This window comes from Streptomyces katrae (assembly GCF_000966975.1).
GTDB lineage: Bacteria > Actinomycetota > Actinomycetes > Streptomycetales > Streptomycetaceae > Streptomyces > Streptomyces katrae.
Window position 1 is genome coordinate 1 of the sequence record NZ_JZWV01000518.1, and the last position, 10,348, is coordinate 10,348.

A 10,348-nucleotide genomic window follows, 5' to 3' on the forward strand; every position below is an offset into this window, starting at 1 on the left:
GGGTTAGGGGTGGTGCCGGCAGATCCGTGCCGGAGACCCTCTAGACGAGCGGCAGCGGCTGGGGGCGCTTGGCGGTGCGGCCGTCGCCGGAGGAGGTGCCGCGCAGCCGCCGGCCCAGCCAGGGGCCGAGGAAGCCGGCCGCCCAGCCCACCTCGGCCGCCACCGCCCGCCAGGCGTCGTCGGAGCCCGGCAGGGCGAGGGCCTCGGCCAGGGCGGCGGCGATCCGGGCGTGCCCGAGGGGGCTCGCGTGCAGCCGGTCGGTGCTCCACAGGCGCGGGTCGGCCCCCACGGCCGCCAGGCCCGTCTCGGCGACCACGACCCCGTGGCGCGCGGCGGCGGCGCGGACGCGCGCGTTGAGCTCCGCCACGCGCGGGCGCAGCGGCCGGGCCAGGGGCGCGATCCGGCCCACGTCGGGGAAGGTGACGGTGGCCACCCGGGCCCCGGCCCCGGTCAGCGCGGCGAACATCTCCTCCAGTTCCCCGGCCACCTCGGCGGCGTCGAACCGGGGCCGGAGCACGTCGTTGACCCCGGCCACCACCGTGGCCACGTCGGGCCGCAGCTCCAGCGCGGGCCCGAGCTGCCCGGAGCGGACCTGCCCGGCGAGCCGGCCCCGGACGGCGAGGTTGGCGTAGAGCAGGCCGGGGTGGGCCGCCGCGAGGTGCTCGGCGAGCCGGTCGGCGAAGCCGCGCAGGCCCGCCGTGTCGTCGCCGTCCCCAACCCCCTCGGTCTGACTGTCGCCCAGGGCCACGTAGCGCAGGGGTTCACCGTTCCGCATCCGTCTGCTGCCTTTCCCGTAGTACGGCCGCGGTCCGCAGGCACCAGTCCCGGTGCTCCCGTTCGAAGGCCAGGCCGCGCAGACAGGTCAGGTACCGGCCGACCCGCTCGCCCCGCAGGAGGTACTCCGCCTCGTCCGTGTCGCCGCGCATGTTGTCCAGGAGCTTGCCGAGGAGTTCGAGCTTGGCCCCGGCGGCGGCCGCGCGCTGTTCCAGCTGCTCGATCACGGGCCCGGTGCCGACGCGGTCGGCGGTCTGCACCTTGACGAGGAGGTCGTCGCGGATGGAGGACGGCTTGGAGGCGGCCTCGGCGAACCGCTCCAGCTCGGCGCGCCCGGCCTCGGTGACCCGGAAGAGGCGCTTGTTGGGGCGGGTCTCCTGGACCACCTCCCGGCCCACGACCAGTCCGTCCGCCTCCAGCCTGGCCAGCTCGGCGTAGAGCTGCTGGGGCAGGGCGTGCCAGAAGTTGGCCACGCTGATGTCGAAGGCCTTCGCCAGCTGGTAGCCGCTGTACTCGTCGTCGAGCAGCGCCGCCAGGACCGCGTGCCGCAGTGCCATGCCGGTCCCCTTCCCTTTCCTCGTGCGCCTCGGCATCATACTCAAGAAAGTGACTAGTCACATTCTTGAGTAATCGGATTCCAGGAGGGGTCATGGAGACCGCCGAACGCTTCCGCGCCGCCGTGGAGAAGCGCGATCTCGCCGCGCTGGACGAGCTGTTCACGGAGGACGTCCGCCTCTACAGCCCGGTGAAGTTCGTCCCGTTCGAGGGCAAGGCGATGGTCATGGGCCTGTTCGGGGTCCTGCTGCGCACCTTCGAGGACCTGCGCTACCTGGGGCGGCTGGAGGGGGAGGTCGAGACCACCGCGGACGGGGAGGCCGCCCCGACGGTGGTCCTGCCCTTCCGGGCGCTGGTGGCGGGCCGGCAGGTCCACGGGATCGACCAGCTGCAGTTCGACGGGGAGGGCCGGATCAAGGAGTTCACCGTGATGGTCCGGCCCCAGTCCGCCGTGCACGCCCTGGGTCAGGCGGTACTGGCCGGCCTGGTCGAGGACGGGCTGGTCGAGGACGGACCCGCCCCCGGGGCGGCCTGAGCGTTCGTCAGGCCTCCCTGACCGGGCGGTACTCCGCCCAGGTCTTCGGGGTCTCCGAGATCCTGACGGCCGTCAGCTCGGGGATCCGCTCCGTCCACTGGTCGAAGATCCACACGGCCAGGTTCTCGGCCGACGGTGAGATACCCCCCCCCAGCGCCTCGTTGAGGTGCCGGTGGTCGAAGGTCTCGTCCATCCACTGCTTGAAGGCGTCCAGGTCCCGGTAGTCCCGGACGAACCCGGCCTCGGTGAGGTCCTCCCGGCGGCCGGAGAGTTCGATGACCACGGCGTAGTTGTGGCCGTGCATCCGGGCGCACGGGTGCCAGGACGGCAGCCGGTCCAGGACGTGGCTGGCGGAGAAGTGGAACTCCTTGGTGATGGTCAGCACGTTCCCTCCCCGTCGGCCGCGAGGAGGGAACGGTTGAGCGGCACCGCGGTCAGGAACCGCTCGCGCAGCGTCTCGTCGCCGATCAGCCCCGCCTTGCGCAGGACCTCCCGCCGGGCCCGGTCGAGCAGGCCCCGGGCCTCCTCCCGGGCTCCGTCCGCCGCGAGGGCCCGCGCCGCGTGCCAGAGGACCTCCTCCGTCCGCAGCGCGGGCATGTCCCCCACCTCGTCCAGCATCCTCAGGGCCTCCCGGGCGTGCTCCCCGGCCCCGGCCGGGTCGCCCCTGCGCAGCCGGATCCGGCTGCGCAGGCAGTACGCGGCGATCTCGCTGCGGACCATGCCGCTGCGCCGGGTCTCGACGCAGGTGGCGACGGCGAGCCGTTCCGCCTCCTGGAGGGCCTCCACCGCGCCGCGGGCCCGCAGGTCCCCGTCCGCGCCGGTGAGGAGCACCTCGGCGGAGAGGTTGCGGACGATGGGGACGAGGTTGGCCAGCCAGGTCCGCTCCGTCTCCGCCCAGGCGTCCGCGATCAGCCGCCGGGCCTCGTCCCGGGTCTCCGGCCGGTCGGCGAGGATCCGGGCGAGGAGCGCCGCGTTGTAGGCGTGCCAGGCGCTGTCGCCGCCCCGGTCCGCCTCGAAGGCGAGGGCCTCGCGCAGCGCCTGCGCCGCGCCGTGGTCGTCGCCGAGGCCGAGGCGCACCTGGGCGAGGTAGTTGAGCGCCATGGGCAGCTCGGCGTTGAGCGGCTCCTCGCGCAGCCGGGCCACGCACCGCCCGAGGCGGTTCAGCGCCTCGGACAGGTGTCCGCTGTCGAAGAGGGTGATGCCCAGCTGCATCTCGCCCAGGTTGCGGGCGTGCTGGAGGACCGGCGTGGCGCCGCCGCCCAGGCGCGGGTCGGATGCGTACAGGCGCTCGGCCTCGCGCAGCTGGGCCAGGCCGTCGGCGAGCCTGCGCTTGGAGACCTGGCGGCCGTACTCGACCCGGGCCACGAACAGGGCCGCCGGGTCGCCGTGTTCCTCGGCCAGGTCGACGGCCGCCCGCAGCTTCTCCAGTGACGGGACGAGGCCGCGGGTGGCCAGCAGGGTCTTGCCGCGCAGCAGGGTGGCCCGGATGACGAGGTCGGGGTCGGCGCAGCGGGCGGCGGCCGCCTCGGCTTCGGCGGCCAGGGCGTCGATGTCGGGTCCGCCGGCCGGGGTGCTCTGGCCGCGCCAGCGGACCTCGGTCAGCGAGAGCAGCAGCTCGACGACGCGGACCAGGCGCCGGTCGCGGCCCTCGGTGCCGGCGGGCAGCTCCCGTACGGCGCGGATGACCTCCTCGCAGTGCCGCTCGGCCTCGGCGAAGGAGAGACCCTGGGTGGCCGCGTCACGGGCGAGTTCGAAGTGGGCGTCGGCCGAGGCGAGGAGGCAGGAGGGGCCGCCGTGGCGGAGGTGCCGGGCGATCTCCAGGCGGCGCTCCAGCGACATGGTCTCCGGCGGGCCCTCGCCCAGGGCGTAAGCGATGCGGGCGTGGCGCGAGCGCATCTGCTCGGCGCTCTGCTCCGTGTAGACCACGCTCCACAGGGCGCGGTGCTCGAAGCGGTAGCAGTCCGCGGACTCCCAGCGGGCCCAGGCCGGCGGTGTTCCGGGGACGACGAGGCGGTGGTCGCGGGCGATCAGCCGCAGCCGCTCCATGACCAGGTCGTGGGGCAGGCCCGTCGCGGCGGCGACGGTGTGGGAGAGGAACACGTCGCCCTGGGTGGCGGCGGTGGCGAGCAGGAGGCGGTCCTGGTCGGTCAGCGCGCGCAGCCGCTCCTCGACGACACGGGAGAGGCTGGCCGGCAGGGGGACCTCGGCGCCGTCCTGCGGGGTCCACTCGTCGAGGCAGAGCGATACGAAGATGGCGTGTCCGCCGGTCAGTTCGGCCAGGCGACGGGAGAAGGCCGGCGGGGCGGCGGGGTGGCGCTGCGCGACGAGTTCGGCGATCGCGTCCTGCGGCAGCCCGCGCATCGTGCGGCGCCGCAGCAGCCCCTCACCGGCCCAGCTGTGCAGCAGGGCCTCGACCTGGGACTCCTTGCCGTCGGCGTGGGCGGCGTCGCTCGCGTGGCTCAGGACCACGGCCAGCTGTTCGCGGGCGAGGCCGCGCAGCAGCTGGTCCAGGACGAGCTGGCTGCTCTCGTCGATGTGCTGGACGTCGTCTATGACGATGACGGTCGGCGGCCCCTGGCGCACCAGGTCGAGCAGCCCCTCCGCGATCCGCAGTGCGGCCGCGTGCCGGAAGGGCAGGAGGCTGTCGAAGGGCATGGAGCCGGAGTCGAGGGAGGCTTCGGTGATCTCCCGCCCCAGGGTGAACACGGCCCCCAGCCCCGGGACGATCGCCGAGAGCACCTCGGGGGCCGAACGGACCACCCCCTGCCCGGTGGCGCCGAGCATCCGCCGCAGCCGCCCGCGCCGCCGGGGCTCGGCCTCGCCCAGCTTCAGGAGCAGGTCGAGGACCGGCCCGTACATCAGGTCGGGGCCGATACCGGGCCGGCACCGGGTGGACACGACGCGGCACCCGGCGGGCGCCTCGGCCTCGAAGGCCCGCAGCAGCGCCGACTTGCCCATGCCCGACACCCCGTCGACCGCTATGGCCTGCCCGCCCCGCCCCTCCCCGAGCGCGGCGACGACCGAGCGCAGCTCTTCCATGTGCTCCACACGGTCGACAAATCCGATCGGCACGCCCATGCCCCCGTCTCACGCCCTACCAGCAGGTGCCGCCCACGGTAGATCATGCCGGTCCGGCTCACCCCCGCCCCGGCGGGTTCCGGCCACGTCCTGGCTCCGATCGGCCGTCCGGCACACCGACGAGCACGGCCGGCCGGAGCACGGCCTGCCCAGGTCCTCGCCCCTCAGACCTTGGTGGCGCGCCGTGGTGACAGGCCGTGCGGGTCGTCGTCGGCCAGGGCCAGTTCCGTCTGCGCCCTCTCCTCGACGCGGGCCATGGCCGTGCGCAGGATGGGCGGGGCCATGAGGGAGGTCACGATCGCCACGAGGACGACGACGGTGTACGTCTCGGGTCCCAGGATGCCCAGCCTCAGGCCCGTCATCGCCACGATCACCTCGATCACTCCGCGGGAGTTCATGCCGGCGCCGAGGGCGAGGGCCTCCCAGTTGTTCAGCCGGCTCAGCTTCGCGCCGGTGTAGGCGCCGGCGAACTTGCCGAGGACGGCCACGGCCAGCACCGCGCAGGCCGCGGCCAGGACTTCGGGCCTGGCCAGCGCCGTCAGGTCCATCCGGAGGCCGGCGGTGGCGAAGTAGACCGGTGCGAGGAAGGCCAGCACGGTGGTGCGCAGCGGGGCCAGCTTCTCGGGGTCGAGTTCCCCGCTGGTGCTGATCAGCGCCCCGCACACGAAGGCTCCGAAGACCGCCTCCAGGCCCAGCGCGTGCGTCCCCGCCGAGCCGAGCAGTACGGTCAGCGCCGCCACGGCCACGGTCGGCCCCGGCTCCGGTGACCGGCCGGCCGCGCGCAGGGCGAGCCTTACGGCGGGCCGGCCCACCAGGAGGGCGAAGGCCACGACGCCCACGGGGTACAGCAGGGACGCGGTGAGCCGGCCGGCGGTCAGGCCGGCCGTGGCCATCGCCGAGACGACGGAGAGCAGGAACCAGCCGATGACGTCGTCGATCACGCCGGCAGCGAGGGTCAGCTGGCCGATCTCGCGGTGCAGGAGGTTCATGTCCATCAGCGTCTTGGCGATCACCGGGATCGCGCTGACGCACAGGGCCACCCCGAGGAACAGGGCGAAGAGGGTCGGGTCGGTGTCGCCCGGCAGCAGGGAGGCGGGCAGCAGGTAGCCGGCGCCGATGCCGAGTCCCAGGGGGAGCAGCAGACCGGCGAGGCTCACCCGGACCGCCGTGGTCCCGCGGCGTTTGACGAGGCCGAACTTCAGCTCCATGCCGGTGACGCCGACGAGGAGCAGGACGCCCAGCTGGCCGACCGCGTCGAGGAGGTGCATCTGCTCGGGCTGCTGTGGCAGCAGCCGGCCGGCGAGGCCGGGCAGCAGGTGGCCGAGGACCGAGGGGCCGACGAGCACGCCCGCGAGGAGTTCGCCGACGATCGCGGGCATCCTGAAGCGCGCGGCCAGCCGCCCGAGGGTGAGGGCCAGCAGAAGGAGCAGCGACAGCTGGAGGAGGAGCACCAGCAGGGTGTGGTGGGCGAGGGTGGGAACGGGAGCGGCGCTCGTCATGTCGCGCCACCGCCGCCCGGGACCGGCTCGGCGTGTCCACGCCCTTCCGGACGTGTCCCTCCGTCTGGTTGAGGCACGGTCGGCATTCCCTTCAGGATGGGCCTTGCGCGTCCCCCGGAAGCGTAGGACGGTTGCGTCCCGCCGGGGCCCCCGGTCCGGCAGGTCGCCTCGAATGACGGAAGTCCGGTGCGGCGGGGGCCCGTCAGGGGGTCCAGTACTTGGCGAGGGCCCCTTCCCGGTACGGGGCGGGACTGACGCTGAGGTCGCCGGCGAAGGGGCGGTCCAGGACGAAGACCAGGAGCAGGCTGAAGCCGACGAGCCCGGCGACCGAGGCGACGAACAGGATCTGGACCCTCAGCTTGCGCAGCCCGTAGAGGAACGTGAGCGGGATCAGGACCACCGCACCGCCGAAGGCCAGGGCCTGGAGCAGGGGCGGCAGTTCCCGGCGTGCCATGGTGAGGCGGGCGCGGCGCTGTGAGGCGACGTCGTTTAGGTGGCCGACGGCCTGCTCGTAGAAGACCTGCTCCCCCTGCCCCTTGGGGTCGTACGTCTGGAGCGCTCGGAACGCGTCCTGCAGATGGCTTTCCGTGGCCCCGTAGCTGGGTCCGGAGGAAGCACCCCGAAACGCCCGCTTCCAAGGGCCGGTACGGGCACACGCGAAAACGTTCACTCCACCGAGTGAAGCCCGGACCCGGGATCCAGCCCGGGTGGCGGCGGCGCCGGAAAAGGGCTCGCTCAGGCGCTGTTGACGGGGAGGACGTCCGGGGAGAGGGCACCCGCGTGGGCCGAGGCGCTCGTCATCTGCCGGCGGTGGTGGCGGCGGCACAGGACCTCGTAGCCGATCTCCTCCGCCGGCCGGTTGACGTCCCCGACCACCACCTGGGCGCCCTCGACCACCATGACCCCGCCCACCGTACGGGCGTTGTGCGTGGCCCGGGCCCCGCACCAGCACAGGGCCTCGACCTGGAGCTGTTCGATCCGGTCGGCCAGCTCGATCAGCCGCTGGGAGCCGGGGAAGAGCTTGGTGCGGAAGTCGGTGGTGATGCCGAAGGCGAAGACGTCCATGTCGAGGTCGTCGACGATGCGCGCCAGCTGGTCGATCTGCTCGGGCGCGAGGAACTGCGCCTCGTCCACGATCACGTAGTCGGCCTTGCCGCCCTTGGACAGCAGCTCCACCAGGTACGCGTACAGGTCCATGCCCTCGGCGGCCTCGACCGCCTCGGTCACCAGGCCCAGCCGGGAGGAGATCTTGCCTTCGCCCGCCCGGTCGTCGCGCGTGAAGATCACGCCCTGGAGTCCGCGGGCGGAGCGGTTGTGGCCGATCTGGAGAGCCAGTGTGCTCTTTCCGCAGTCCATCGTTCCGGAGAAGAACACCAGCTCGGGCATGGGAGGTACAGGACCTTTCGGGTCGTGGGGGGTGAAGGAGGGGTGGGTGGGGCTCAGGTGCGGACTTCGAGGAGCGGGACCAGCTGTTCCGCCGCCGTCATGGAGCCGTGCATGCCGGTGAGGGCCGACTCGTTGGGCTCGTTGCGGGAGGCGGTGATCGCGACGTCGGCCTGGGCCGCGGCTATCGCCGCGGCTATCACGTCGCCGATCCGGCCGAGGACCCGTTCGTCGCACTCCCCCGGCGCCCCGAACCAGCCGAGCTCCAGGGCCTCTTCGCGGCTCGCGACCCAGAAGCGGTCGCCGAGCACCTCGCGCCAGACGGTCAGCACGTCGGCCTCGGCGCCGGGCACCGCGTAGACGTGCCGGGCCCGGCCCTCGCCGCCGAGCAGGGCGACTCCCGCGCCCAGCTCCCAGTCCTCGTCGAAGTCGATGCGGGAGTCCTCGTCGAAGGGGACGTCCACCATGCCGTGGTCGGCGGTCACGTACAGCGCGGTGCGCGGCGGCAGCTGCTCGGCGAGGCGCTGCACGAGCCGGTCGACGTACATGAGCTGGCCGCGCCAGGCGTCGGAGTCCACGCCGTGGCGGTGTCCGGCCCCGTCGAGCTCGCTGTAGTACGTGTAGACGAGGGAGCGCTCTCCGGCCGCGAGCTGGATCGCGGCGAGGTCCATCCGCTCCTCGCCGGTCATCCGGCCGTGGAAGGTGCCGCCGCTGAGGGCGATCTGGGTGAGCGGGGTGCTCTGGAAGTTCGGGGCGGAGACCTGGGCGGTGTGCACGCCCGCGGCGTCGGCGAGCTGGAAGACCGTCGGGTACGGCTGCCAGGGCTTCGGCGGGGTCCACGGCTGCCAGCGGAGCTGGTTCATCAGCTCGCCGGAGGCCGGGTTGCGCACGGCGTAGCCGGGCAGGCCGTGCCGGGCGGGCGGCAGGCCGGTGCCGACGGAGGCCAGCGAGGTGGCGGTGGTCGCGGGGAAGCCCGCGGTGAGCGGCCGGCCGGTGCCGCCGCGCGAGCTCGCGAGGAGGGAGGTCAGGAAGGGGGCGTACTCGGGGTGCGCCTTGATCTGCTCCCAGCCCATGCCGTCGACGAGGAAGACGCAGTTGCGGTCGGCGGGGGTCAGCTCGGCGATCCCGGCGGTGAGCCCGGGCACGCCCTGGCCCGCCGCCAGGGTCGGCAGCAGGTCGGCGAGCGAGCCGGTTCCGTAGTGCGGGACCGGGGCGCCGGCGAGGTCGAGGAGATCCGGCTCGTCCTGCCAGTTCGGCGGCGCGGAGTACGACATCAACGGGCGGTGGCCGCGGTGGCCTCGGACAGGGCCTGGGCGAAGAGCAGCGTCTGGCGGACCGTCTCGGGGCCGTCGCCGGCCTCGCTGACGCGGAGGCTGAGGTCGTCGGCGGTGGAGTTGCCGGTGTATCCGTGGTCGGAGTCGCAGTTGGGGTCGCCGCAGGCGGCGGGCTCCAGGTCGATGCGCGAGACCGCGCCCCAGCCGATGGTCAGGACGACCTCGCGGGGCAGCTGGCCGGGGGTATAGGACTCCGGGTTGGCGACGACGCGGCTGAGCACCACCGAGGAGATGGAGCCGAGCTTGACCGACTCGGTGGAGGTGGTCGCGTACGGGGACGGGGACCCGGCGTCGGCGGCCTGCTCGTCGGTGTGGCTGACGATGAACCGGTTGTCGGTGAGGACCAGCACGGTCACGTGCCGGCGGACCTCGTTGGAGTCGAAGGTGGTCTCCTGGTGGACCACGTACGACGAGACCGGCTCGCCGCCCACCGCGGCCTCCACGGCCTCGGCCACGAGGGCCGGGTAGTAGCCGCTGCGCTCGATCGCCGCGCGCAGCCCCTGGGTCGTCGTACCGGATTTCGCCATGAGGTCCATCCTAAGGCCCGTACGGGGTCCCCCTACCTGCCCGTCGTTCAGTAGCTGGGCAGGGTCCGCGGTCCGAGGTCGGTCCGCGCGGGCGGGTGGGCGACCCGCACGGTGGCGCTGAGCACGGAGAGGCCCTCCGTGGCGACGACGACCGGCTCCAGGGAGATTCCGGTCACTTCGGGGTGGTCGTCCACCAGCCGGGACAGCCGCAGGAGCAGTTCCTCCAGGGCGGGGGTGTCGACGGGGTCGCTGCCGCGCCAGCCGAAGAGGAGGGGTGCGGCGCGCAGGGCGCGGACCAGTCCGGCGGCGTCGCGGTCGGTGGCGGGGACCAGGCGGTGCGCGGTGTCCCCGAGCAGCTCGGAGGGGACCCCGGCGAGCCCGAAGGAGAGGACGGCGCCGGCGGCGGGGTCGACGACGGCGCGGACGACGGTGTCCACCCCGCGCGGGGCCATCGACTGGACGACGGGCAGCAGCTCGGAGGGCTTGCCGAGGGCCTCGGTGAGCTCCTCGTAGGAGCGCCGCAGCTCGGCCTCGGTGGTGAGGTCCAGGCGTACGCCGCCCAGGTCGGCGCGGTGGCGCAGGTGCGGGGCGGTGGTCTTGAGGGCGACGGGGTAGCCGAGGACCCCGGCCGCGCGGACGGCGGCGTCGGCGCTGGGGGCGGGG

11 protein-coding genes are annotated in these 10,348 nt (G+C 73.8%); 1 reads left to right on the forward strand and 10 read right to left on the reverse strand.

What is annotated here, in order from left to right; translation table 11 throughout:
- Positions 1-40 precede the first annotated feature (40 nt).
- Together VR44_RS18885 and VR44_RS18890 are read right to left on the reverse strand one after the other, a co-directional pair.
- Positions 41-775 (reverse strand): SGNH/GDSL hydrolase family protein, encoded by a 735-nt coding sequence (locus tag VR44_RS18885; protein ID WP_045948713.1) that lies wholly within the window; start codon positions 773-775, stop codon positions 41-43.
- Positions 762-1,331, reverse strand: coding sequence for a PadR family transcriptional regulator (locus tag VR44_RS18890; RefSeq protein WP_045948714.1), 570 nt, complete (start codon positions 1,329-1,331; stop codon positions 762-764). Before VR44_RS18890 ends, VR44_RS18885 begins: the two co-directional genes overlap by 14 nt.
- Positions 1,332-1,423: 92 nt before the next feature.
- Here VR44_RS18890 and VR44_RS18895 point away from each other — a divergent pair, with 92 nt between their 5' ends.
- Positions 1,424-1,864, forward strand: a complete 441-nt coding sequence (locus tag VR44_RS18895; protein ID WP_045948715.1) for a nuclear transport factor 2 family protein — start codon at positions 1,424-1,426, stop codon at positions 1,862-1,864.
- A gap of 7 nt (positions 1,865-1,871) precedes the next feature.
- Here VR44_RS18895 and VR44_RS18900 read toward each other — a convergent pair whose 3' ends face one another.
- The 8 genes from VR44_RS18900 to VR44_RS18935 form a co-directional block, all read right to left on the reverse strand.
- Positions 1,872-2,249 carry a 6-pyruvoyl trahydropterin synthase family protein gene (locus tag VR44_RS18900; RefSeq protein ID WP_045948716.1) on the reverse strand — a complete coding sequence of 126 codons (378 nt, stop codon included), beginning with the start codon at positions 2,247-2,249 and terminating at the stop codon, positions 1,872-1,874.
- Positions 2,243-4,942 carry an AAA family ATPase gene (locus VR44_RS18905; RefSeq protein WP_045948717.1) on the reverse strand — a complete coding sequence of 900 codons (2,700 nt, stop codon included), beginning with the start codon at positions 4,940-4,942 and terminating at the stop codon, positions 2,243-2,245. The genes VR44_RS18900 and VR44_RS18905 overlap by 7 nt, the downstream gene beginning before the upstream one ends.
- A gap of 164 nt (positions 4,943-5,106) precedes the next feature.
- Positions 5,107-6,441 (reverse strand): cation:proton antiporter, encoded by a 1,335-nt coding sequence (locus VR44_RS18910; RefSeq protein WP_045948718.1) that lies wholly within the window; start codon positions 6,439-6,441, stop codon positions 5,107-5,109.
- A gap of 202 nt (positions 6,442-6,643) precedes the next feature.
- A complete protein-coding gene (locus VR44_RS18915; protein ID WP_245691977.1) occupies positions 6,644-7,111 on the reverse strand; it encodes a bestrophin-like domain in 468 nt (155 codons plus the stop codon).
- 65 nt (positions 7,112-7,176) lie between these two features.
- Entirely contained in the window at positions 7,177-7,827 is a 651-nt protein-coding gene (locus VR44_RS18920) for a thymidine kinase (protein ID WP_045948719.1), read from the reverse strand.
- Between the two features lie 53 nt (positions 7,828-7,880).
- The gene (locus VR44_RS18925) at positions 7,881-9,098 is read right to left on the reverse strand and encodes an alkaline phosphatase family protein (RefSeq protein WP_045948720.1); all 1,218 of its coding nucleotides are present in this window, start codon (positions 9,096-9,098) and stop codon (positions 7,881-7,883) included.
- Positions 9,098-9,694 (reverse strand): DUF5998 family protein, encoded by a 597-nt coding sequence (locus tag VR44_RS18930; protein WP_211275092.1) that lies wholly within the window; start codon positions 9,692-9,694, stop codon positions 9,098-9,100. Before VR44_RS18930 ends, VR44_RS18925 begins: the two co-directional genes overlap by 1 nt.
- A 38-nt stretch (positions 9,695-9,732) precedes the next feature.
- Positions 9,733-10,348 (reverse strand): acetate--CoA ligase family protein (locus VR44_RS18935; RefSeq protein ID WP_045948721.1); only part of this gene is annotated, 616 nt, incomplete at its 5' end.

Coding starts and splice junctions, on each gene's coding strand:
- VR44_RS18910 (WP_045948718.1), bottom strand. CDS start 6,441: ATGACGAGCGCCGCTCCCGTTCCCACCCTCGCCCACCACACCCTGCTG.
- VR44_RS18890 (WP_045948714.1), bottom strand. CDS start 1,331: ATGGCACTGCGGCACGCGGTCCTGGCGGCGCTGCTCGACGACGAGTAC.
- VR44_RS18905 (WP_045948717.1), bottom strand. CDS start 4,942: ATGGGCGTGCCGATCGGATTTGTCGACCGTGTGGAGCACATGGAAGAG.
- VR44_RS18895 (WP_045948715.1), top strand. CDS start 1,424: ATGGAGACCGCCGAACGCTTCCGCGCCGCCGTGGAGAAGCGCGATCTC.
- VR44_RS18925 (WP_045948720.1), bottom strand. CDS start 9,098: ATGTCGTACTCCGCGCCGCCGAACTGGCAGGACGAGCCGGATCTCCTC.
- VR44_RS18930 (WP_211275092.1), bottom strand. CDS start 9,694: ATGGACCTCATGGCGAAATCCGGTACGACGACCCAGGGGCTGCGCGCG.
- VR44_RS18885 (WP_045948713.1), bottom strand. CDS start 775: ATGCGGAACGGTGAACCCCTGCGCTACGTGGCCCTGGGCGACAGTCAG.
- VR44_RS18920 (WP_045948719.1), bottom strand. CDS start 7,827: ATGCCCGAGCTGGTGTTCTTCTCCGGAACGATGGACTGCGGAAAGAGC.